Source organism: Streptomyces sp. NBC_01390, assembly GCF_045040105.1.
In the GTDB taxonomy this organism is placed as follows: domain Bacteria; phylum Actinomycetota; class Actinomycetes; order Streptomycetales; family Streptomycetaceae; genus Streptomyces.
In genome coordinates, this window is the sequence record NZ_CP109551.1 from 1418203 (window position 1) to 1439892 (window position 21690).

Genomic DNA, 21690 nt, shown 5'->3' on the forward strand with positions numbered 1-21690 from the left:
GGATTTCAGTCCACGTGCGGGTACGTCCCGTTGAGGAAGTGGGCGATCTGCTTCCTCATGGAGGGGTGGATGTTGTAGGACTCCAGTTCGCTGGGTACGACCCAGCGGACCCCATCGGCCTCGTCGTTGATGGTGGGCTCACCACCGACCGGCCGGCCGATCACGGTCACCTCGTACGCCTGCCGGATCTCCCCGTCCGTATAGGCCACGACATGTTCAGGGGGCGAGTACACGCCGAGGAGCCCGGTGGGTTCGGCATCGATTCCGGTCTCCTCCTTGCATTCCCGGACCGCGCACTGCGCCGGGGATTCCCCAATGTCCATAGCTCCCCCGGGCAGGGCCCACTGCCCCGTGTCCCGGCGTCGCTGTAGGAGGATCGCCCCGTCGGTCTCTCGGGCGACGAGCATGTTGCACGCCGGGATCAATGTGTTGGGCTTGGGTGCGTTCTCGTCGTACCAGTACTCCGTACGTCCCATCGCGGGCCGTGCTCCTCACATGGACTCGGGTGACCAGGGCTTTGCAGTCTCCCAGACCGCGTCGAAGCTGCCCGTGTAGTGGTCGAACCAGCCGTCGTCCCCCAATCGTCGCAGTTCGAACAGGGGGTTGGCGCTGGCGGGCTGCCCCCAGACGTGCGGGTTGACGAGGAGTGCGTCGTCGAAACGGAAGAGGCTGTTGTACAGGGTCGTGTCGTGGAGGCGTACCTCGCAGCCGGGGGTGCCGATCAGCTTGCGGTAGTAGGTGAGCGATGCCCTGATTTTCGCGGAGAGGGTGCCGCCGATCCCTTCTTCCTCGTCCCGGACGGCGACCGCCTTGCCGGACGGATCGCCGAAACAGAGGCGGACCCGGACGCCGGCGTCGGCGCGCTCGGCGAGCATCGCCGCCACGCGCGGGTTGGTCTGGGCGAAGAACGTTCCGCTGAACACCAGGACATCGATCTGCTCCTGCGCGGACTTCAAGAGGCGGACCCAGGTCTTCTGCGGGACGCTCGCGCGATTGGGAAAGGCGGCGACCAGTTCCGTCTGTTCCGTCGGCTGGCCCGGGGTGTCGTCCTCCTCCGGCGGCCACAAATACGATTCGTCCACGCCGAGTCTCCGCCCGACCGCCCAGCGGTGCCTGCGGAGTGGCTGTCGGCCCAGGCTGATCCAGCGCTCCACCGTCTTGACGTCGACTTCGCAGGACGCCGCAAGATCCTCCGGGGTCACCTTTCGTTGGATCATCACCGTACGCAGCCGCTCGTTCACATTCACATCCTCGCAGGACGTCCCGGGACGCGGCAAGATCTTGCGGGACGCCAGGACGTCCCAAGAGGGCACTATTAACAGGCAGTTCACGCTGCTTACCCTGGGCACGTGCAGCTCATCGTGCTCTGGGACGTGGACCATACCCTCGTAGACAACGCCGGCGTCAGCAAAGAGATCTACGCCAGCGCCTTCAAGGCCCTCGCTGGGCGGGACGCCGAGTTGCCCGCGCCGACGGAAGGGCGTACGGACCGAGCGATCATGCGTGAGATGTTCGTCCGGCACGGTCTGCCGGTTCCCGGATGGGCCACGGCGCAGCGGGCGCTGGAAGAAGCAGGGCGGGGCCGCGAGGAAGATCTGCGACAACGGGGCCGGGTACTGCCCGGTGTCCAGGAGGTGTTGAAGGCGCTCGCGACAGACTTCGAGAACTGTTCGTCAGTCCTCACGGGCAACATCTCAGCGAATGCGCGCGTCAAGCTGAGGGCTTTCGGTCTCGACGGCCTGCTCGACATGTCGGTGGGTGGGTACGGCGAGGACAGCGAGGACCGGGCCCGTCTCGTCGATGCTGCCCGGGCCCGGATTCACGCCGCCTATGGCGTGGCGATGACGACGCCGACCGTACTCATCGGTGATACGCCTCGCGACGTGCGGGCCGCGCATGACACCGGGGCGCGCTGTATTGCTGTCGCCTCGGGCATCCACTCGGTGGCGGAACTCCGTGCCGTCGGCGCCGACTTCGTCGTTCCGGATCTGACGGATACGGAGGGCCTGTTGGCCCACCTGCGGGCAGCAGCGGCCTGAGCCGGCCTGTCCCTGCCACCGGGGGGCCTCGTAGAGGTCAGGATTTGGATCGTGACGGGTCAGGGGCGCAGGGCGTAGCAGCGCATCGAGTCCAGGTCTTCGCTTCGGACCGATGACCAGGGCGCGGTCAGCAATTCCGCCTGCTGCATGGTGATTCCGATCGATTTCCGTTCCTCCGGGAGGCGTTCGACAAGAGGGGTCACCAGCCAGAACGTTCCGCCGGGCGGGAGGAGGCATCGGATGTGGTCGAGGAAGGCGGGCTTGTCCTTGATGAAGGCGAATACCAGTCGGCAGGTGACGAGGGCGTAGCCAGCGTCGGGAAGCACGCTGGTGTCGTCGGTCTCGATGTCCAGCTGATAAAAGCCCGGGCCGTCGTTCGCGTTTTGCTCGGCCTGCGCGATCTTCAGAGCGGCGGAGGAGCAGTCGATCGCCGTGGTGCGGTATCCCAGGTCGGCGTGCAGGTAGCGGGCGAGAGCGCCGGTGCCGCAGCCGATGTCGAGCGCGGGCCGGCCGCGGCCGGCGCCGAGGAAGCGGCGGGTCAGCTGCTGTTCCTCGGGGCCGAGGCTGCGGTAGCGGCGTCCCGATGCCCAGAGCGGGTCCCAGTAGTCGGCCGGGGTGGTGTTCGTCATGGGTTGGCGGGCTCCTCTGTCGGGGTCAGGGAGACGGGGGCGGCGGGGCCGAGCGCGCGGACGGGCGAGTTCCACAGCACGAGGAACGGGACGACCAGGGCCGCGGTGATGAGCGTGAGGGTGGGGCGCAGGCCGAGCAGGGTGCCCAGTGCGCCGGCGGCGAGCGCGGCGAACGGGCGCAGGCTGAAGGCGAGCCAGGCTCCGGTGGCCTGGGCTCGTCCTTGGAGATGGTCGGGGGCGAGTTCCTGGCGGACGGCGCGCTGGAGTCCGCCGTGGCACACCGCGGCGCCGGTTTGGATGACCATGCCGGAACCGATGGCGATCTGTCCGCCGAGCCCGGGGCCGGCAAGGACCAGGGGGATCTGGGCGAGTGGGTTGAGGGCGAGTGCGCCGACCATCACCTTGCCTGGGCCCCAGCGTCGTTCCAGGGGCTGCCAGACGAGGGCTCCGAGGATGCCGCCGATTCCGCCGGCGCCCATGACGATCCCGAGGGCGGTCGGGGTCCAGTGCAGTTCGCGCAGCAGGTACAGCGACCACAGGGCGCTGCTGGCGGCCAGGACGAAGGAGGTGACCGTATTCGACAGCACGATCGAGCGCACGACGGGGGTGTGCAGGGTGTAGGTGAGGCCCTCTCGGATTTCCGCCCAGTGGCTCGTGCCCGCCGTGCGGGTGGGAGGCGGGTCTTCCCGGTGCTTGATGCGCCACAGGAGCAGGGCGCTGGCCAGGTAGGAGGCGGCATCGACGGTGACGGCGCGGGCCGCGCCGAGCGCCGTGACGAGGACGCCGCCGGAGTTGGTGCCGATCAGGTCGGCCAGGGAGTTGTTGGCGCCCATCTTGGAGTTGCCGTCCCTGATCCGGCCTGGGCCGAGGAGGGAGGGCAGGTAGCTGATGGACGCGTTGCTGCCGACCACCTGCAGGGCGGCCACCGTGAAGGCGACCGCGTACAGGTGGATCAAGGTGATGCGGGCGAGGAGCTGTGCGGTGGGGAGGGTGAGCAGGACGGCGGCGCAGAGCAGGTCGCAGGTGATGATCACGGGGCGTTTGCGGCGGCGGTCGGCCAGGACGCCGGCGTGGAGGGACAGCAGCAAGGGTGGGAGTTTGGAGGCGAAGGCGATCAGCGCGACGTTGAAGGTGGAGGCGTGCAGTTCGACGACGGCCAGGACGGACAGCGCGATCGTGGTCACGCCGCTTCCGGTGACGCTGATGCCCTGCGCGAGGGCGTAGTTCCGGAAGTCTCTGTCTCGCCACAGGCTTCCTTCGGCGTCGGGTTCGGATCGGTGCGGCACGTCGTTGAACTCCCCTCGTAAGTAAGGCTGTTACGGCCCCGCCGTTCGGTGTCGCGTCCCGTGGTGGGCTCCCGCTGCCGACCGGGGCCGCACGCGGTCAGCGCGGCAGGAGTCGTTCGACTCCTTCGCCGTGCAGCAGCTGGGTGATGTTCTCCACGAGGCCGCCGGGGTCGTCGGCCGGTCCGGTGGCCGCGACGTGGATCGCGTCGCAGCCCAAGGGGTGGAAGACGGCGGCGTCGACTCTGATCCGGTGGGGTTTTTCGGTGTAGTGGGCGTGGACTGAGCAGGCGGTCTGGCAGTTGCCTTTGAGCTGGGCGAGGACGCCACGCTCGACGGCCAGCAGCCTGGCGGTGGCGGGGTCGTTGATGGCGTCGAGGAGGTGGGCGGCGATGGTGTCGCCGCTGCGCTGCTCGACGACGAGCATGCCCGCGCCGGTGGCCGGGGCCAGCACCAAGGCCGGGATGAGCTGTGTGGCACGGTCCGCCTGGGACACCCGGCACAGTCCGGCATAGGAGACCACGAGGGCGTCGAGTGGGTTGTCGCTTTCGCCGGCGTCGAGGCGGGCGAGGCGGGGAAGCAGGTTGCCGCGCACGGGTTGGATGGTGAGGTGGGGGTAGCGGGTGCGGAGTTGGGCGATTCGGCGCGGCGCGCTGGTGCCGAGGACGCTTCCGGCGGGGAGGTCGTCCAGGGTGGCGTCGGGTTGTCCGGCGGGGAGGACGAGGGCGTCCCGGGCGTCTTCGCGGGGCAGGACGGCGCCGATGGTGGTGTCGGTGCCGCGCTCGTGCGGGCCTGGGAGGTCTTTGGCGCACGAGACGGTGACATCGACGCGTGCGGCGGCCAGCGCCCGGTCCAGCTCGCGTACCCAGGCGGCCTTGCCGCCGATCTGCGCGAGAGGTCCCTGGTGCAGGTCGCCGGCGGCTTTCATCGGGGTCACGTGGACGGCGACTTGGGGGAAGGCGTGTTCGAGTAGTCCGGCGACGTGGGCTGCTTGGATCGGGGCCAGGTCGGAGTCGCGGGTTCCGAGGACGAGTCGGGGCGGGAGGTGGGTCACGGACGGATCCTGGGGTCGGGGAAGTGGGAGGTCAGGAGGGTGACGATCGTGGTGATGGCGAGGCCGGCCGCGATCACGCCGAGGCAGCCCAGCAGGTCGCGCAGCGTGCTCCACAGCGGGTCGGCGGCCCACTTGCTGGGCCGCCGCGCACCGGGCCGGGCGGTGCGTGGCGGGTGGTGGGTGTCAGTCGGGGGTGCTGGTGGCATGTGATTCGCCGTTGGCCGAGGGAGTCGGCAGCACCAACGGTGCGGCGGCGCTGCCGTACTGGTTGGCCTGCATGAGGTACATGCGCCGGTAGGGGGAATCAGGCCGCGCCATGAGTTCCTGGTGGGAACCGCTCTCCACGAGGTGTCCCTCGTCCAGGACATAGATGATGTCGGCGTGCTGGACGCCGGCCATGCGGTGGCTGACCAGCACGACGGTCTTGCCTTCGTCGGCCAGGCGGCGGATGCGTTCGAAGGATTCGATCTCGGCCTCGGGGTCGAGGGCGGAGGTGGGCTCATCGGCGATGACGAGGCTCGCCTGCCGGTGCCGCAGCCGGGCTTGCCCGACCGTCTGCCACTGCCCGCCGGACAGTTCCTGGCCTCCGCGGAACTGCCGGGCCAGCAGGGTGCCGAGACCGCGGGGAAGAGTGTCGGCGAGCTTGTCGGCGCCCGAGTAAGCGGCGGCGCGGGCGATGTCGTCGTCCGCGTTGCGTTCCGGCTGGCCGATCTGGATGTTGGTTCGCAGGGTGAAGGGCCAGCGCTGGAAGCCCTGATCGAGTGCGGCCACGTGCCGGAAGATGTCCACCCGGTCGGCCTCGACAAGGTCGGTCTGCCCCCACAGGACGCGGCCAGCTGTGGGCCGGTGCAGCCCGGCGAGGAGCTTCACCGCAGTGGTCTTGCCGCTGCCGTTCGCGCCGACCAGGGCGATGACGGCCCCGCGCGGGAAAGTCAGGGTCACCTCCTGCAGAGCGGGAGTGTCGCGGTCGGGGTAGGTGAACGACACGTTCTCGAAGGTGACGTGGTCGGGAAAGTCGCTCACGGGCTGTCCGCCCGTGGGGATGGCCCGGCGTTCGGCTTCGTCACGGAAGCGGTCGAGGTCGCGGACGTAGAGAGACTCCTCGTGCAGCCGCAGGACGTTGTCGACGAGGGCGCCGAGGCTTGCTGAGCCGGTTCGGATCGCGAGCGCGGCCGTGGCAACGGTGGCGGGGCTCATGTGGCCGGTCAGCCACAGCGCGCCCAGGCCGGCAAACGTGGCCGCCGACGCGAGGCCGGCCATGGCGGCAGCAATCAGTTCGGTGACCGCGCGGCCGTCGGCGAGGCGGGTCTGTTCGGCCTCTGCGGTCTGGCCCATCTCGTGGAAGTGATCGAGCAGGAAGGGGCCGACCTGGTGAACGCGGATCTCCGTGGCAGATTCCCGGGCGGTGATGAGGTTGTTGACCAGGCGCTTGGCCCGCTCGTGCTCGATCCACTGCATCCGGGAGGCGTAGCGGCGCCGGGCCACATGCATGGCGCCCCAGCCACGGGGCAGCGCGATGAGCAGCAGCAGGGGCAGCAGTACGGGGCTGAGGACCGTGACCACGCCGGCTGCGGCGACGAGGGAGAACACGCCGTTCACCACGGCAACGCAGACGCCGATCATGGTGCGGGAGGACTGGGCGCCGAAGTACGCCGAGTCCAGCAGGGTGCGGAACTCGCCGTCTTCGATGGCCTCGAGTTCCGCGCGGGCGGCGCCCTCCAGAAACTGTTCGGTGGCCAGCCTCTCGACTTTCGGTTCCAGCCGCCCGGTGCCCGCCGTCGATAGGCAGGCCAGGATGGTGCCGACCACGGCGATGATGCAGCCGACGATCAGGGCCGGCAGTGCGGCGTGCAGCCGGGAGACGTTGTCGCCGTCCTTGAGCAGGGCTTGGATCACCTGGTTGGTGACCAGCAGCCCGGCGGCTTGGGTGATGCTCTGGCCCACCTCGGCGATCCCGATGGTCAACAGGGCGCGGCGGTCCGCCTGCCAGGCCAGGCGCAGGGTGCTGCCCACCAGCGCCGGCACCATCCGGGCGGCCTGCCCGAATTTGGTGTCCAGTCGCGCGTACTCGTGGCGCACCCAGCCGAAGTCGTAGCGCAGCGCCCCGCCGAAGAGCGCGACCTCGGACTCGGAGACGGTCTGTTCCGTCTTCCAGACCCGTTTCAGGAGCCGTTTCATCGCGCCTCCGGCACGGCCGAGCTGGACAGGACGTGGGACGTGCCGTCGATCAGCACAGCCGGCACACCAGCAAGCAGCGCGGCGTGCGCCGCCTTGATGCGGCGGGCGAGGCGGTGCGGCAGCCGCGCGAGGGCCTCCTCGACGGGGAGGAACTCGGCGGCGCCGATCTCCCCGTCCGCGAATCGCAGGGACTGTGTCTGCTGGTCAGTGAGGGGACCCACGTGGAACACCGTGACGACCATGGCCCGCCCGTACCGGGCAGCGGGGACCTGGTCCAGGACGAGGAACCGGCCGATCGGCACGCCAGTCAGGTCGAGTTCCTCGGCCAGTTCACGTTCCAGGCCCTCGATCTGCGTTTCGCCGGCCTCCACCATGCCGCCGGGCAGGTCCAAGCCGTCCTTGTAGGTCGGGTCGACCACGAGAATCCGGCCGTCGGCATCGGTGATAAAGGCGGTGCAGGAGGCCATGGGCGCCTCGACCTGGGCCCAGTACGCCCGTTGCTCGTCGGTGACCACGCGGTCAGGGCTGCCGACAGTATGTTCGGTGGTGTCAGGTTCGCCGGACATGAGAGTCCTCCTCCAAGGCCAGAGAGTCAGTGCAGGGCGTCGCGCCGGCAGGACTCCGGCACGAGAGTGCGCGTCACGTGCGGACGTCAGGGCAGGAGGGCCGCCATGCCCGTGTGGGGGATCTCGATCGCGGCCTGCGGCGGGCTCAGCGGAATTCCCCAGCGGGCTGCCGCCGTTCGGGCCGCGTACTCGGCCTGTTCGGCTCCGGCGCGTCCAAGGCCGAGCAGCTCGCTCGCCTGCACCGGGCTGACCAGCAGCCTGCCGTAGGTGATGCCGGTCGCGACATCCGGTGCCGCCGGCCCCAGGGAGTCGATGCGGGCGATGTAACGTGCCCGGGCGTTCGCCCCGGTGCCTGGGCCGTAGACCGCACCGTCCGGATCGAGGAGGTAGCCGAGGTAGGCGGCATCGTGCAGGCGCAGAGCCGCCTCTTCGGCGGCTTCACGCAGTGCCGCCGCCTTCGGCCCGTCGTCGTCCATTTCGACCGTTCCGCCGGGCAGGACGACATGGCCGTCGCGCGGATCCACGAGGACGACGACCCTGCCGAGCGGGTCGAAGGCCCACACCCACGCTTGCTTCACGGGAAGGCCGGCAGCGGGCTCCATGGCCGGGTGCCAGGCGATGTCCTGGTAGCCGATCGCAATACGCGGGACGACGTCCAATCGCTGCAGTGCCTGTCCGAGCCCGACGGTCTCACTGTCCTCCAGCACGGCGGGTCCGGCACGGTCGATCCGGGCGCGCAAGGCAGCGAGCATCCGTCGCCCCTCGATCGGGAACATCCGGGATGCGGCCTGCGTCGGCGAAAGGAAGTGGAACGAGGTGATCTCGTGCTCGGGCAGGCGAATCCGGGCGATGTCGCTGTCCTCCAGGACGCCACCGTCCCAGATGGAGACGGTTTCACCGGGAAAGCCGTACACCTTCCCGAACTCCAGATTGCCCCTGCTGACCCAGTCGACCGCCAGCAGCTGGCGTACACCGACGGACAGCCCGAGTTCCTCGGCCACCTCGCGCACCGCCGCGGCCGAGGGCCGCTCCGCCTGGTCCACACCTCCACCGGGCAACAGCAGCCTTCCAGGCCGGTACGCGGGATCCAGGGTCAAAACCCTGCCCTCTGCGTCGGTGAACAGCACCGCGGCCCCGCCCCAGAAGACCGCGCGTGAGCGCGCATAGTCCTCCGGCGCCATCAAACCCACCGGCTCGCGCACGTCGTCAGCAGGCATCGGGCCACCCCACCGTGCTCGCGCTCTGGCCCCGCTGAATACAGATCAGGGCCTGGCGGGTGTAGCGCACGAGCTTCTCCGGCAGAGCCGAGAGCGGCCACCACTGCAGCTCCGCACACTTGTCCGGTTCTGCGACATGAGGCCGCCCGGCGTACTGGTTGGCGGTGAAGAAGAGTTGGAGCCGACTCTCGCGAGTCTTGGGGTCGTAGTCGTGGACCGTGTGCGCGACCACCAAGTCCGTCTCTTCCAGAGCGATGCCCAGCTCCTCCCGAGCTTCACGGGCCATGCCGGCGAGGAAGGACTCCCCCTCCTCAAGATGGCCGGCCGGAACATGCCACCATCCGTCACACCAAGCAGTGCCCGAACGGAGACCGAGCAGCACCCGGTCACCCTGAACCAGGACTAAGTGAAGTCCGATCACAGAACGGTGTGGCAACGCCTTCTCCTTCTCGACATGCCCATGGCGATGGGCAGTTGACCACGCGGGCCGCCAGGCAGGCTCCTGGGTGCAGGACGATCCGTTCTGGGAACGCGGCACATGCGCACACGGCCTCGTGCCAGGTAGTGGCATGGTTGCGGTCAACGCCTCGGCAAGGGCGTCGGGGTGATATCGACGGCGCCTAGCAGGCAGCACACACGGCACAGCGGGGCCTCCCGAGTATGAGGAAAACAATGCGTACGCCGCCTGTGACCGCAGCGACTCGGGTGCCCGTTGCCGGACTCCGCCGAGTCTATCTAGCGTGAGCCCTAAGGTCGTTGGGCAAATGGGTGTTGGCGACGCTTCCACTCGTTGCGGTAGTTCTCCGGAGCCTCGGGCGCGTCGCTGCGTACGACGACGACCGGGCAGCCGAGCCGCGGCTAAGGGATGTCGCCTGCGCGTCCTCGCGTGTCGATCCCAGCGGTTACGGGCAACGGGCGCCGGAGGTCACCGGCACCCATCCCCGCCCCGAGTCTCCAACTCTCCGAATGAGTGCAGCATCGGGCCCGTGCGTATTCTGGTCAGCTCGTGGTCTGGTACCTGCGCACCCATGGGAAGCCGCTGGATAGGGTCGGCTACTCCCGGCTTGAGAGGTAGTGGCATGACCGACATCGTGATTGCGCAGACGACCATCGATGACGAGGACCAGGCGAAGGCACTGGCTCGGGGCGCGGTTGAGAGCAAGCTGGCAGCCGGCGCTCACATCGACGCGCCGTTCACCGCCGTCTACTGGTGGAAGAGCGAGATCGAGACGGCGCGCGAGTGGCGGATCTCGTACATGACGACCGTGGGCCAACTGCCGGAGCTGGAGGCGTGGGTGTCCGAAAGGCACTCGTACGAGGTGCCGCAGTGGGTCACCCTTCCCGTGACAGGCGGATCGAGCGCTTACCTGTCCTGGGTCGTTGAGGAGGCAACCAAGCGCTGACGCGCTCGCGTTTTCGGCGAGTTCCGCGTTGGGTGTGGCACAGCCTCAAGACGCGAACTTCCTGAGGTGATCGGCAAGTTCTCGCTCGTTGTCGGGAAGCCAGGTCGCGATGGCTCGGGCACGCTCCTTGCCCATCGTGTTGGGCTTGGCCTGACTCGCAGCCGCAAACTGACGTGTCACGTAGACACCTTGCTCAATATCTCCGCCGCGGAGCAGCGCGGAAGCGAGGTCGCCGAGCACGACAACGCCTCCATCCGATAGGCCATCCCCGAGGCGTTCGATGGCGGTGTCGGCCGTGGCCGTCAGCTCGGATCGTCCCAGCTGTCCGTACACGGAGAGTGCCAGTGAGTCCATGCGGTAAGGGGTCACGAATCGGACCCACGCCTGCTCGCTTGTGTGATCCGCAAAATCGTAGGCGAAGACTGCTTGCTCCAATGCACGCAGTGCCTCTGTGTCGTCGCCGAGCGCCGCAGCCTCCTCCGCGTGCCTGCCGAGCACCCAGGCGGCGGCCGTGGCGTTGCCGTGGCCTCGAACGTCCTGGGATGCCTGGGAAAGGAGCCTCAGCCTCTCCTTGGGCGTCGAAGCTCCGTAGCTGGCGTAGGTCAGGGCCAGGGCTCGGAGCGGAGGGTGTCCGGCAGCCGACGCACACTCCGACGTGACCTGGTAATAGGCATCAGCCTTGTTGGCCTCACCCAGGTCCCACGCCACCCACCCGGCCAGGGCTGCGGTTTCTCCGGCGGCGATAGTAAGAGCCCGTTCGTGCTCGCCAGCACGGGGCAAAGCAGCCGTGATCGCGTCAAGGTGAGACTCGACCGTGCGCTGCAACCTGCGTGCGCTGATTCCGAGTTCTTGGATGTGCAACTCAGCGGCTCGGTCGACGAGAGCAGCCACGGAAGGCGCGTCGGCCTTGGAACCCTTGCTGAGGGCGAGGGCCAGCCGTCCCCATGGCTCGGCAGCCGCGCTCACTCCGATGGCGGCGCCCCCCAGCAACGTGCGGCGCTTCACGTCCTCCTGGTCCTCCTCTTCACGGGCGTATTCCTTTCTCTTCCTGGCGCGAGCGGCCTTGGCCTCCCGCCTCAAGTCTTCGAATGAGACGCCGCAGGCCGCCGCGATCTGTTCAAGCGTGTGGTTGGTCGGGACGTTCTCGAACTGTTCGTAACGGCTGATCTCTCGACGGGTCATGGTGTCCCGGCCGGAGACAGCGTTGATGGCGGCTGCCTGCTGCTCCTGCGTCCGGCCTGCGTCCTTCCGGAGCCGGAGGAGCATTTCGGCGAACGGATCTGCCATGAGTGTGACCTCTGTCCGGGGGCGGAATCCAATCATGGCTTCAATTCCCCCTCCAGTTTCCCCCCTTGACAGATTTTTCCCCCTCCGATTTCCCCTGGTCCGGGGCTCGGACACGCGATGCGATGGGCCCATGACGAGGGACGATCGCCGGGGACGAAGAGGGCAACGCCCTGGCCCCTCATATCCACGTCGCGGTCGGGCTCAAGGGCCAGGCGGCGGAGGGGACGACGAGCCATCTCCCCGGAGGGCGTGTGCAGGTCATATCGGAACTGTTCGTTGTCGAAGTCGCCGATCCGCTCATGACCAGGCCCAGGCTCGGGCACTACAAGGTGCCCACCTTGTAGTTCAGCCAGTCCTCGAGCTCAGCCGCAAGCCAGTAAGGAAGGACCTACGATGCCGGCGCGCACCACCAACTTCCGCACCACCGTGCAAGAGCGGCGCTGGACGTTCGAGGCTTTCTGCATCCAGTGGAAGCGTGCCTGTGAGGAGCTGGCTGAGCGCGATCGAGATCCCCGACTCGCCACCGTTCCGATGTCGCGCCGGACCTTCGACCGGTGGATGAAGGGCGATCTCACCGAGCGGGGACCGCGCCCGGACACCGCGCGAGTTCTTGAGTACCTCTTCGGTATGGCCGTGGGACAGGTCTTCGCCGAGTCCGATGAGGGCCTCGCTGGGCTTCCGGCCGGCCAGCTCCCCGTCGAGGAGCCGGACCAGGCCGAGGCCGTCCGCCGAAGGCTCGAAGGAGTTCTGACCAGTGGCCATATAAGCGAAGCCGGGCTCGCCTCGTGGGAAGAGACCCTGGCGTGGCACGGCCGGGCCACCCGGTTTCGTCCCGAGAGCGACCTCCTGCGGGACTTACGCCGCGATGTCGACGCGCTCAGCAGGGCGCTCGACCAGCGGCAGTCCCTTGGCGCCATGCGCCGCCTTACGAGGTTCTCCGCCCAGATGGCCGGCCTCATGAGCTTGGTCCTGGTCCGCCAGGGCGATGATCACCACGCGAACGCCTGGCTGCGCGTCGCCAAGATCGCGGCGGAGGAGGTCGGCGACAGCGACGTCCGAGCCTGGATCCTTGCCGAAGACGCATACGCGCTGTTCTACTGCGGCGATCTCACCGGAGCGGCCCGCTCCGCGCGCCGCGCGCAAGTCTCCAGCGTCCAGCCCACCGTCGGCGCAGCCTTGGCCGCTCCGCTGGAAGCTCGGGCCCACGCCGTCATGGGAGACCGCCGGGAAGCCGAGGCCGCTCTCGGCCGGGCGGAGGATACGCTGGCGCACCTGCACGGAGACGACACCGCAGAGTCGGCGTTCGGCTACAACGAGGCCCAGCTGCGCTTCCACCAAGGCAACGCCCTCACCCACCTCGGTCAGACGGACCGTGCCCGGGAAGCACAGCAGCGAGCTCTCCAGCTCTATCCGGCAGATGAACATCTCGACAGGGCCCTGATCGAGCTGGACGCTGCCATGTGTCTATTCCTGGACGGCGAGCCGGCCGGGGCCGCCGACAGTACGGCGGAGATCCTTCGAAAACTCCCGGCGCAGCACCGTTCCGGGATTATCTTGACCAGGGCCTGCCAACTCGAAGGACTGCTCTCCACGATCCCCAGCGGACCCCGTTCCGTCCGGGTACTCCGCGACGTACTCGCCCCACTCGAGCAAGGAATAGCCTCCGAACACGAAGGAAAGGCGCCGTGAGCGAACTCACCGTGACTCGTGCCGAGTCAACCGATGTGCCGTGCATCGCGGAACTCGTAGCGGACATCGAGCAGTACTACGGCGGCGCAGTCGAAGGCGAGCTGCCCGACCGCGTCGGCCGACTGCGGGACATGCTCTTCGGAGATCATCCGGCCGCCTCCATCCTTCTGGCGCGGATCGGCGTCGACGTGGTCGGTATGGCCACCTTCTCGCTGCTCTGGCCTGCCGCAGGTGACAGCCGCTCGCTGTACCTCAAGGAACTGTTTGTGCGGGAAGCCCACCGCCGCAGCGGGGTGGCAAAGGCCCTGATGGCACAGCTTCAAGAGGTCGCCGCCCAGCTCGGATGCAGCCGGATAGAGTGGACCACCGACCGCGACAATCCCGATGCCCAGAAGTTCTACGAAGCACTTGGTGCGGTCCCGCAGGACACCAAGATCTTCTATCGTCAGACCGTCACTCCGGCATAGGTGCTTAAGCCTGAAGTTGCCTCCGGGCCAGCACTTGACCATGGCGTGGGGACCGACTAAGAGGTAGCAGCCGGGCGCGCTTGCTCCACCGGCCACAGGCCCGGGAGGGAATTCACAGGTGACCGTGCGCACCAACTACTTCCGTGTACTCGTCCAGGAGCGCCGCTGGACCTACGAAGCCTTGTGCATCCAGTGGAAGAGGGCGCGCGCGGAGCTGGCGGAGAAGGACTGCGACCCGCGCCTGGCCGGCGTCGATCTTCCCCGCCGAACCTTCGACCGGTGGATGAAGGGCGAGCTCAGCGAGAGAGGCCCGCGCCCGGACTCCGCCCGTGTCCTGGAGCATCTTTTCGGCATGACCACCGCGGTCCTTTTCGGACCGCCCCCGGACCGCAACATCGCCCGGCAGCCAACTGATGTTTCCCCTCCCGTTCTCACCAGTGGCGGATGGGGAAGCCCCGGTGAGATCCTCCTCCAGGCGCAGGAGTTGACGACCAGCAACACCGATCCTGCCCTGCTGAGTCTGGCGGCGGAGTCGATCGAGAGCATCGTGCAGCGGTACGAGGACCAGGGTCCCCAGCAGCTCGCTGGTGAGGCGCGGCTGCTCCGTAGGATGGTGCGCACCCTCCTTCTCGGTCGGCAGAGCTCCGGACAACGACAGGAGCTCTTCGGTCTGGCAGCCCGGTCGTCCGGCCTGCTGGCGTACATGGCCGTCAACGCTGGCCACGCCGACGTGGCTGAGGCGTACTGCGTGGAGGCCGAAGCGTTCGCCGGCCAGGTCGGCGACGTGGGGGCGAAGATGTGGGTTCTGGGCACCCGGGCCCTGAACCTCTACTACGTCGGTGAGTACGCCGCCTCCGACGCAGCGGCTGCTCAGGGGATCGCGCTGTCACCGCAGAGTCCGCAGGCGATCAGGCTCTGGGTGAACGGCCGCGCCCGCTCCCTCGCCAGGCAGGGGGACGCCCGCGGAACTGTGCGAGCGATCGGGCGAGCACTCGACCTGAGCGACCAGCAGCAACACCTTCCCGGCGGTGTCACCTCCTGCATCTCCTTCGAGGCGTACAGCCCCGCTCGTACGCTCGCCAACGCCGTCACGGCCCATCTGTCGACCGGCGATGTCGCGAAGGTCCTTGAGTACGCCGGGCAGATTGAGGACTTGGTCGAGCAGTCGCCTTCCCAGTGGACCCGGACACTTGTGTCCCTGGACGTCGCTACCGCGTTGCTGCGGCAGGGTCGCCCCGACCTGGAGCAGGCGTTGTCTCTGGGCACCCGGGCCCTTCACACCAGCGGCAGCACGCCCATCCATTCGGTGTGGCAGCGCGCTACCGAACTCCTCCAGCACACGGGAAAGTGGCAAGCCGAGCCTGTCGTGCGCGACTATGCCAGTGAAGTGGCGGCACTGAACTACCAGCCGGCCGGCCAGGCGCAACCCGACCCGCCACCGTGACCGACGGCCCGAGCTACCAAGGAGACTTCTGGTGATGAGCCCGCTGATCGAGGACAGCAGGGCCTTCCCCGCGGCGCCGCCTCCCGATCTGGACGATCCCCGGAAAATCATCTCGAACGACTGGGACGCCTTTCGTGCCGTCGAGAGGATGACCGACCACTGGGACCGGCCTGGGTGGCCCCCGGGTCACCGGGCCTACTACTGGATGCTGGCCTTCCCCGAGGAGCCGGAGCTGATCGCCCAGGCACGTTCGTGCCAGCAGGCCCTGGCCGATCTGGACATGGACGAGGTTCCCCACGACGGTCTGCACATCACCATGAACAAGATCGGTAGCTGCGCGGACGTCGAGCCCGGCACGGTGGACGCGCTCGCCCAGCTGGCGGTCGGCACGCTTGGCGGTGGGTTCGAGATCCGCGCGGAGCCCATGGCGGGGTCCACGGGGGCGATCCGGTTCAGCGTTACGCCCTGGACACCGCTGGTGGAGCTGCACGCCGCCCTTCACCGCGCGGGGCAACGCGTCGGCGTCCCAGGCGGAAAGCCGAGCAGTCGCTTCCGCCCTCATCTCGGGATTCTCTACAACAACCGGGCCCGGACCGCCTCACCGGTGATCGACGCTGTGGCCCTTCTGAGGAACCGCCCCTCCGTCACGCTCCCGATCGAGCGGGTCCACCTGGTCGAACTGCGCCGGGAAGTGCGTACGTACCGATGGCATGTCCTGCACAGCCTGGCCCTGCCGGGCCGGTCGCCCGCCCTCTGACTCCAGCGGCGCAGCTGGTACGGGGGGATTGGGGACCGGGACGTTCCGGCGCCCAATCCTTCGGCTCAGCTGTGCCACGCCACCCGCACGCTCCGGGCCTTGAGGGCGATCTCGGCCGCCTCCACGTCCGGGCTGGATCTGGCCGTGACCGCCGCCCCGACCGGCAGCCAAACCCGGCCGTCCCGCTGGAAGACGCTGCGCAGGAGCTGTGACCACTGGAGTCTGCCGTCCGGTGCTGCACACCCGACCAGGCCGTAGTACGGCCCTCGCGGGAACTGCTCCAGCTTCGCGATCTCGGACAATCCCTCGGCGGGCGAGGCCCCGGTGGGCAACGCTCCCAACAGAACGCTGGCCGGATTGCTTCCGGGCTTGGGCTCCACCGTCAACCGGGTCATTCCGTGGACTAGTTCCTGGAGTCTCAGGAACTCCGGGGGTCCCGCGCTCACGCTGGCGAAGTGGCTGTACGCGGTCAGCAGCGAGTCGATGGATGACCGGTGCTCTTCGACGAGACGAAGGTCCCAGGGCGCCGGTCGTCGACTGTCACGGGTGTGCCCGGAGGTACCGGACAGCTTGTGACAGGTGAACCGTTCCAGCGACCCGTCGATGAGGAGTTCTGGACTGGTCCCCGCGAACTCCAGCCCACCGTGGTGACAGTAGAACGAGCGGGACACCCCATGGGAGTCGTCCTGCCCCGCCGCCATGGTGGAGACCAGGTCCACCGGTCCGCTCCAGCCGTGCCGCGTTGCGACCGTCAGCCGACGGCCCGGCTCCTGCCCCACCCATCCCAAGGCGTCGTCGACCATCACGCGGAAGCGATCAACGGTTTCGTCGGCAAGTGGAGGCGGTGAACCGGCTTTGGTCGCACGCCGCCCTCGCGGCAGTCGCATCGGACCGGATGCGGACGAGGCGCTGCCGTCGTCCTTGATCACCAGGACGGACTCCGGAGTGAACAGGAGTACCTCCGGATCCGGCCCGACGGCCAGCGTGCTGTACCGGTTGTGGTGTGCCCCGAACCCGATGTACCCCATGATCCATCGGCCGTCGGTCGCCTCGAAGAAGGATTGGAGTCCAGCGAGCAGGGACTCCGGCGTTGTCGCTTCCCGGCCTGCCAGGCCGGGAAGCGACAACGAGCACACCCCTCGGGTGACCTCCAGATGCCCCGTGCTGCCCAGTCCGACGACGACGCGCCGGCGCGAGCCGTAGCTGAAGACGGTGTTCAACGGGGCTTCGAGGCGATGCCCGGCAAGCACCGGTCGGGCGTACCTGCGGGCGTCAGAGATCAACTGGGCTCATTCCCAGGTAGTCCAGGAGGAAGCCGAGGTGGTCCGTGAGGAAGGCTGCCATCCGGGCGTGGTTCTCGCTCGCGCAGACGGTCGCTACCTCCTGGATCGTCAGCATGCCGCCGAACTGCTCGTTGCGCTCCAGGAGCTTCTGGTGCGAGATCTCCACCAGGATCTCGGAGACGCGGACCCACTGATCCTCGTCCAGCCCCGCGTCATCAGCGGCCGTGAAGCGGCCGATCAGGTGCCGGGTCTCGTCCTCGATCGTTCGATCAGCGACCGCGAGCACCTCACGGTCCACCTCGCTGGAGTAGTCCAGCAGGTTCTTCGCGGAGCGGATCCCGAAGTAGAGCCCCAGGCCGCCGCCCTCGGACAGGTCGACCGCGATGGCGCCGAGCTTGTCGTCTCGGTAGCCCAGTCGCAGTTCGGTGAGCGCGGCTCCCTCCTTCAGCTTTCCGAGTTCGGCGATCGCCGGCGGGGGCGTGGCAGATTCGATGAGCAGGAACAGGTCATGCAACTGGGCGTAGTGGCGCAGCTCGTCGGAGGCGAAGCTCAGCTTGGTGTAGGTGCTCTTCAGCGGGGAGGGTGCGACCGCTCCGTGGCCCAGCGGCGCGACTTCTTCGGCCACTTCGGCGATCATGCTGGCCACGGTCGTGTGCCGGGGGCCGTAGACCCCGCTGCCGGTCCACTCCTTGAACATCTGGTGCCCGACCCAGACCTTGTCGGAGCCGGTGTTCCTGACGCTCGAACCGAAGTAGCGCAGGGCAATCTCGTGTTCCGCAGCCCAGTACGGGGCGCTCATGCGCAGCGCCTGCTGGATCGTTCCCATGGGACCTCCGTGATTGTGTGCGGGGAGAGTCGCTGCCTGGCTAGGAGGCGGCGCGTTCGGGGATGCGCTCGGGCAGGAGATGGCCGAAGGCGTGGTCGGCGGCGTCGAGCAGTTCCGCGAGAGGCAGATGTGACTCAGCGACGTGCCGGGGCACGCCGTAGACCGGCCGACGGTATGCGGATTGCGCGGTCACACCGGCACTTCCATGCGGCGGTAGGCATCGCCAGTGGCATGGAGTTCGTTGCGTATCCGGCCGTAGGTGCCGTCGACGAACGCGAGTTCCTCATTCGTCAGCGGCTCTCCGAGGCAGGAGTAGTTCTCGCGGACCTGCTCGGGCGTGGTGAAGCCGACGATCACTGCCGTGTGGTCGGCCTGCTGCAGGCTGTATCGCAGGGCGACGCGGACCAGTGCCTGCGGGTGGCGGCCAAAGTGCTCGCGCAGCGTCTCCAGGCCGCGGTCGATGATTTCGAGTCCAGGGTTGGAGAACCACCGCTTGTGCCGTCGGTGGTCGCCGGGGCCGAAGACGGCGGGGGCACCCGGCTGGTACTTCCCGGTCAACAGCCCTTGAGCGAGGGGCTCAGTGAGCACGAGCGAGACGCCGTGGCGCGCGGTGAAGCTGAAAAGGTCCTCGCCGTCGACCAAGGTCGGCGGGCTCAGCGGGTTGCACCGGGTCCAGAGCACATCGGGCCGCAGCAAACGGAAGATCTTGGCGAACCGGGCACTGCGCACGTCCGCCGCGTCCTTACGGTCCGAGGCAAGAGGGTGAGGCCCGCGCATGCCGATGGCCCTGATGTACTCGGCATCCCGCAGGGCGCGCATCTGATTGATGGCGACATGCAGATAGTCGTCGTCGTCCCCGAAGTCGAGGGTGTGGAGGAAGTAGGCATCCAGATACTCGACCCCCAGGTTCTCCATACTCTGTTCGAACTGGTGGCGGAGCTTTGGGCCCGCGTAGGGGTGAGGCGCTGTGCCTCGCACCCATCCGATCTTGCTGGCGATGTGCACGGATTCCCGGTCGACCTCTTTGAGGAGCTGTCCCAGCAGCCTCTCGGAGTGGCCGTGCCCGAACACGTCTGCCGTGTCGAAGAAGTTGGCGCCGTGCTCCACCGCGGTCCGCAGACCATCGAGCGACTGCGCATCCTCAACGGAGCCCCAGCCGACCGGATGGCCGGCGTTGACGGTCGGGCCTCCGATCGCCCAGCAGCCCACTCCGAGCGGATTGACGGTCAGTCCGGGCGCGATGTGTCGCGGCTTGAGATCGAGAGCGGTCATCGTGAGCTGTTCTCCTGGAGCGCAATGGCGAACACCGCGACCACCGCCTTGCCGCCGTCCGCGGTCGGCTCGGCGAACCACTCCTCGGTCAGTCGCGCGACAATGCTGAGCCCGCGGCCGTTCTCGTCGGACTTCTCCGCAGACCTGACGGCCACCGCAGCGCAGTTCGCACCAGCGTCGAACACCCTTACCGTGGCCCGGTCCTGGTCCACCTCCAGCAGGAATGTCCCGACGCCGGGGGTGTGCCGGAGGGCGTTGGCGACCAACTCGTCCACGACCAGGACCATGTCGTCGACCGTGGCCTCGTCAACCCTTCCCCCCAGTACCGTGCGGATTTGGGAGCGGGCGGCCCTGGTGGGCCACTCGCTGACGCTGAGGTCGAGGCGGTGCTGTTCGGGGGCGTGGTTGAGGCAGCCGGACGGTTTCAGTGCAGCCAGTGGGGGTGGCACCATCGTCTCCCTGTGCACGTGCGGTGACCGCTGGTGGGCTGAGCCCGTCAGCGGAGGGCCTGCTGAAGGCCCGCTTCAACGGTGGGCGAATCGCGGTGGCGTCGGTACGCCATTGAGTTGCCACTCCACTGCCATTTCCTCCGGCGACAGAGGCAGAGGAAGCAGCCCACTTGAGGCGAATAGCGCACTTTGCTGGGATTGAGATGCGTTGGGCGCTCGACCGCCAAGTGGCAGAGAAGTGGCAGACGAATGGCGTACCGACGCCATGCAGACCGGGCGAACGTGGACGCCAGCGGCCCTCGGCGAGCTGACGTACGGGTAGTTCGCCGGGGGCGGCATCCAGCGGACGTCCGGGCGGGCGGACCGCGTGCCGATCCCATTCCTCAGCCGGAGGCTGCCGTGCCCTTACCTTCCACGTCCGCGTTGTGGGGCCTTCCCACCCATTACGACACCCTCGTCATCGGCGCCGGCCCGGCGGGGCTGCTCGCGACGATCCGCGCGGGAGCCCCGGCTGGCGGCATCGTCGTCCTGGAGCAGGGCGACGACATCGACGGGCGTATCCGGGCCCGCGAGCTGGGCCAGGACGAGAAGCGCACCATCACCTCGGGGTTCGGCGGCGCCGGGATGTTCAGCGACGGCAAGCTGTGCCTGTCGCACCGCATCGGCTCCACCATCTCCCACCGTTTCCCCCCGCACGAGGTCGAAGCACGGCAGTACGCCATCGACGAGATCTTCCGTGCTGGCGAGGACGCCCCGCTGCACGGTGCCGACGACACAAGGGCCGCCGAGCTGGCCGACCGGGCGGGAGCCGAGGGCCTCGAATACCTGCACTACCCCGTCCGCCACATCGGCAGTGACCAGCTCATGCGCATGACGTCCGCCCTTCGCCAGCGAGTTGCAGCCGTTGCTCCCGTGCTCTGCGGAATCCGCTGCACCGAGGTTCGGCACTCGCCTGTCACCAGCCACCGCTGGGAGGTCTGGGTCACCGGCAACGGCTGGGCAGAGCCGATGCCCCTGTACGCGGACAACGTCGTGCTCGCACCGGGGAAGATCGGCGCCGCCTGGCTGCGCGCGCTCGGGAACACCCTGGGGCTGTCCCGCAAGAGCGCCCAGCCCAAGCTCGGCTTCCGCCTGGAAGGGCCGCGCGAGTTCCTGGACCTCCTGCTGAAGGTCGCCACCGACCCCAAGGTCATCTGGAAACCGGGCGCAGGAGCCGAGGTCCGCACGCACTGCGTCTGCTTCGGCGGGGATGTCGTCCCGGCTCAGTACCAAGACCTCACCCTGGTAGGCGGACACTCCACCAGCGATCACGGGCACGACCGCAGCAACACCGCGGTGCTGGCCACCGCCGGAGACGCGTTCCCCCTGAGCACGGAGTACGTGCGCGACCTCGTCGCCCGGATGAACAACGCCACCAGGGGCCGGGTCATGGCCCAGACGCTCGGCGACTTCCTGGCCGGCGTCCCCACCACCGGAACCGTTCCCGACGCCGCGCACGGGTTCGTCCCCAGCATCCCCGACGCCGTCACCGGGAACCTCACCGCGCTCTTTCCCCAGCCGACCGTCGCCCTGCTGCGCGACTACCTTCACCGCCTCGCCCGGCTGTGCCCGCAGGTCCTGAACCCCGGCAACATGCTGTACGGGCCGGCCGTCGAGCGCTGGGCCGACCGCTTCGAGGTCGGCGATGACATGCAGGCCCCCGGGCACCCCGGCCTCTACCTGGTCGGTGACGGCCCCGGGCTCACCGGCGGAATCATCGGCGCCGCCGACTCCGGCTGGCTCGCCGGCGACGCGATCGCCGCCCGCCGCAGCGTCAACGCCTGACTCCCCCGGCCCCCAAGGACTCC

General features: G+C 68.4%; 23 protein-coding genes. 7 read left to right on the top strand and 16 right to left on the bottom strand.

Going from position 1 to position 21690, the window contains the following annotated elements; genetic code table 11:
• Positions 1-5: 5 nt before the first annotated feature.
• Positions 6-476 carry an NUDIX hydrolase gene (locus OG241_RS06075; protein ID WP_405814121.1) on the bottom strand — a complete coding sequence of 157 codons (471 nt, stop codon included), beginning with the start codon at positions 474-476 and terminating at the stop codon, positions 6-8.
• A 15-nt stretch (positions 477-491) separates the two neighbouring features.
• Complete coding sequence (locus tag OG241_RS06080; protein WP_405814122.1) at positions 492-1241, bottom strand: XRE family transcriptional regulator; 750 nt, start codon at positions 1239-1241, stop codon at positions 492-494.
• A 108-nt stretch (positions 1242-1349) separates the two neighbouring features.
• On the opposite strand from OG241_RS06080, the gene OG241_RS06085 reads away from it, so the two are divergent.
• A complete protein-coding gene (locus tag OG241_RS06085) occupies positions 1350-2039 on the top strand; it encodes an HAD family hydrolase (RefSeq protein ID WP_405814123.1) in 690 nt (229 codons plus the stop codon).
• Between the two features lie 59 nt (positions 2040-2098).
• On the opposite strand, the gene OG241_RS06090 is transcribed toward OG241_RS06085, so the two are convergent.
• From OG241_RS06090 to OG241_RS06125, 8 genes are all read right to left on the bottom strand, one after another.
• A complete protein-coding gene (locus tag OG241_RS06090) occupies positions 2099-2668 on the bottom strand; it encodes a class I SAM-dependent methyltransferase (RefSeq protein WP_405814124.1) in 570 nt (189 codons plus the stop codon).
• The gene (locus OG241_RS06095) at positions 2665-3954 is read right to left on the bottom strand and encodes an MFS transporter (protein WP_405814125.1); all 1290 of its coding nucleotides are present in this window, start codon (positions 3952-3954) and stop codon (positions 2665-2667) included. Before OG241_RS06095 ends, OG241_RS06090 begins: the two co-directional genes overlap by 4 nt.
• A 97-nt stretch (positions 3955-4051) precedes the next feature.
• Positions 4052-5005: a hydroxymethylbilane synthase gene (gene hemC / locus OG241_RS06100; RefSeq protein ID WP_405814126.1), complete on the bottom strand. Its 954-nt coding sequence runs from the start codon at positions 5003-5005 to the stop codon at positions 4052-4054.
• Entirely contained in the window at positions 5002-5211 is a 210-nt protein-coding gene (locus OG241_RS06105) for a hypothetical protein (RefSeq protein ID WP_166663474.1), read from the bottom strand. Before OG241_RS06105 ends, hemC begins: the two co-directional genes overlap by 4 nt.
• Complete coding sequence (locus tag OG241_RS06110) at positions 5189-7183, bottom strand: ATP-binding cassette domain-containing protein (RefSeq protein ID WP_405814127.1); 1995 nt, start codon at positions 7181-7183, stop codon at positions 5189-5191. The genes OG241_RS06105 and OG241_RS06110 overlap by 23 nt, the downstream gene beginning before the upstream one ends.
• Positions 7180-7749 (bottom strand): NUDIX domain-containing protein, encoded by a 570-nt coding sequence (locus OG241_RS06115; protein ID WP_405814128.1) that lies wholly within the window; start codon positions 7747-7749, stop codon positions 7180-7182. Before OG241_RS06115 ends, OG241_RS06110 begins: the two co-directional genes overlap by 4 nt.
• A gap of 86 nt (positions 7750-7835) precedes the next feature.
• Positions 7836-8966 carry an NUDIX domain-containing protein gene (locus tag OG241_RS06120; RefSeq protein ID WP_405814130.1) on the bottom strand — a complete coding sequence of 377 codons (1131 nt, stop codon included), beginning with the start codon at positions 8964-8966 and terminating at the stop codon, positions 7836-7838.
• Positions 8956-9537, bottom strand: a complete 582-nt coding sequence (locus OG241_RS06125) for an NUDIX domain-containing protein (protein WP_405826075.1) — start codon at positions 9535-9537, stop codon at positions 8956-8958. Before OG241_RS06125 ends, OG241_RS06120 begins: the two co-directional genes overlap by 11 nt.
• Positions 9538-10045: 508 nt before the next feature.
• Between OG241_RS06125 and cutA the strand changes: the two genes are divergently transcribed.
• The gene (gene cutA, locus OG241_RS06130; protein ID WP_405814132.1) at positions 10046-10369 is read left to right on the top strand and encodes a divalent-cation tolerance protein CutA; all 324 of its coding nucleotides are present in this window, start codon (positions 10046-10048) and stop codon (positions 10367-10369) included.
• A gap of 45 nt (positions 10370-10414) precedes the next feature.
• Here cutA and OG241_RS06135 read toward each other — a convergent pair whose 3' ends face one another.
• Entirely contained in the window at positions 10415-11656 is a 1242-nt protein-coding gene (locus OG241_RS06135) for a helix-turn-helix transcriptional regulator (protein WP_405814133.1), read from the bottom strand.
• A 393-nt stretch (positions 11657-12049) separates the two neighbouring features.
• Here OG241_RS06135 and OG241_RS06140 point away from each other — a divergent pair, with 393 nt between their 5' ends.
• The 4 genes from OG241_RS06140 to OG241_RS06155 all read left to right on the top strand — a co-directional run bounded on the left by OG241_RS06140 (position 12050) and on the right by OG241_RS06155 (position 16013).
• Complete coding sequence (locus tag OG241_RS06140; RefSeq protein WP_405814134.1) at positions 12050-13345, top strand: XRE family transcriptional regulator; 1296 nt, start codon at positions 12050-12052, stop codon at positions 13343-13345.
• Positions 13342-13812: a GNAT family N-acetyltransferase gene (locus OG241_RS06145; RefSeq protein ID WP_405814136.1), complete on the top strand. Its 471-nt coding sequence runs from the start codon at positions 13342-13344 to the stop codon at positions 13810-13812. The genes OG241_RS06140 and OG241_RS06145 overlap by 4 nt, the downstream gene beginning before the upstream one ends.
• Positions 13813-13930: 118 nt before the next feature.
• Positions 13931-15256, top strand: a complete 1326-nt coding sequence (locus OG241_RS06150; RefSeq protein ID WP_405814137.1) for a hypothetical protein — start codon at positions 13931-13933, stop codon at positions 15254-15256.
• 34 nt (positions 15257-15290) lie between these two features.
• A complete protein-coding gene (locus OG241_RS06155; protein ID WP_405814138.1) occupies positions 15291-16013 on the top strand; it encodes a 2'-5' RNA ligase family protein in 723 nt (240 codons plus the stop codon).
• A 65-nt stretch (positions 16014-16078) separates the two neighbouring features.
• Here the strand turns inward: OG241_RS06155 and OG241_RS06160 are convergent, their stop codons facing one another.
• From OG241_RS06160 to OG241_RS06180, 5 genes are read right to left on the bottom strand one after another with little or no spacing between them, the layout of a single operon-like run.
• On the bottom strand, positions 16079-17296 hold the full coding sequence (locus tag OG241_RS06160; RefSeq protein ID WP_405814139.1) for a chorismate-binding protein: 1218 nt from the start codon (positions 17294-17296) through the stop codon (positions 16079-16081).
• Positions 17286-18122, bottom strand: coding sequence for a hypothetical protein (locus tag OG241_RS06165; RefSeq protein WP_405814141.1), 837 nt, complete (start codon positions 18120-18122; stop codon positions 17286-17288). The genes OG241_RS06160 and OG241_RS06165 overlap by 11 nt, the downstream gene beginning before the upstream one ends.
• A 40-nt stretch (positions 18123-18162) precedes the next feature.
• Positions 18163-18315, bottom strand: coding sequence for a hypothetical protein (locus tag OG241_RS06170; protein WP_405814142.1), 153 nt, complete (start codon positions 18313-18315; stop codon positions 18163-18165).
• The gene (locus tag OG241_RS06175; protein ID WP_405814143.1) at positions 18312-19394 is read right to left on the bottom strand and encodes an aldo/keto reductase; all 1083 of its coding nucleotides are present in this window, start codon (positions 19392-19394) and stop codon (positions 18312-18314) included. Before OG241_RS06175 ends, OG241_RS06170 begins: the two co-directional genes overlap by 4 nt.
• A complete protein-coding gene (locus OG241_RS06180; RefSeq protein WP_405814145.1) occupies positions 19391-19846 on the bottom strand; it encodes an ATP-binding protein in 456 nt (151 codons plus the stop codon). The genes OG241_RS06175 and OG241_RS06180 overlap by 4 nt, the downstream gene beginning before the upstream one ends.
• Positions 19847-20242: 396 nt before the next feature.
• Here OG241_RS06180 and OG241_RS06185 point away from each other — a divergent pair, with 396 nt between their 5' ends.
• Complete coding sequence (locus OG241_RS06185; RefSeq protein ID WP_405814146.1) at positions 20243-21667, top strand: FAD-dependent protein; 1425 nt, start codon at positions 20243-20245, stop codon at positions 21665-21667.
• Positions 21668-21690: the final 23 nt, after the last annotated feature.

Excerpts from the sequence above, each read along its gene's own strand:
- OG241_RS06140 (WP_405814134.1), top strand. The coding sequence starts at position 12,050 with ATGCCGGCGCGCACCACCAACTTCCGCACCACCGTGCAAGAGCGGCGC.
- OG241_RS06090 (WP_405814124.1), bottom strand. The coding sequence starts at position 2,668 with ATGACGAACACCACCCCGGCCGACTACTGGGACCCGCTCTGGGCATCG.
- OG241_RS06180 (WP_405814145.1), bottom strand. The coding sequence starts at position 19,846 with ATGGTGCCACCCCCACTGGCTGCACTGAAACCGTCCGGCTGCCTCAAC.
- OG241_RS06155 (WP_405814138.1), top strand. The coding sequence starts at position 15,291 with ATGAGCCCGCTGATCGAGGACAGCAGGGCCTTCCCCGCGGCGCCGCCT.
- OG241_RS06175 (WP_405814143.1), bottom strand. The coding sequence starts at position 19,394 with ATGACCGCTCTCGATCTCAAGCCGCGACACATCGCGCCCGGACTGACC.
- OG241_RS06115 (WP_405814128.1), bottom strand. The coding sequence starts at position 7,749 with ATGTCCGGCGAACCTGACACCACCGAACATACTGTCGGCAGCCCTGAC.
- OG241_RS06125 (WP_405826075.1), bottom strand. The coding sequence starts at position 9,537 with ATGCCACTACCTGGCACGAGGCCGTGTGCGCATGTGCCGCGTTCCCAG.
- cutA (WP_405814132.1), top strand. The coding sequence starts at position 10,046 with ATGACCGACATCGTGATTGCGCAGACGACCATCGATGACGAGGACCAG.
- OG241_RS06075 (WP_405814121.1), bottom strand. The coding sequence starts at position 476 with ATGGGACGTACGGAGTACTGGTACGACGAGAACGCACCCAAGCCCAAC.
- OG241_RS06165 (WP_405814141.1), bottom strand. The coding sequence starts at position 18,122 with ATGGGAACGATCCAGCAGGCGCTGCGCATGAGCGCCCCGTACTGGGCT.
- OG241_RS06110 (WP_405814127.1), bottom strand. The coding sequence starts at position 7,183 with ATGAAACGGCTCCTGAAACGGGTCTGGAAGACGGAACAGACCGTCTCC.
- OG241_RS06105 (WP_166663474.1), bottom strand. The coding sequence starts at position 5,211 with ATGCCACCAGCACCCCCGACTGACACCCACCACCCGCCACGCACCGCC.
- OG241_RS06120 (WP_405814130.1), bottom strand. The coding sequence starts at position 8,966 with ATGCCTGCTGACGACGTGCGCGAGCCGGTGGGTTTGATGGCGCCGGAG.
- OG241_RS06135 (WP_405814133.1), bottom strand. The coding sequence starts at position 11,656 with ATGGCAGATCCGTTCGCCGAAATGCTCCTCCGGCTCCGGAAGGACGCA.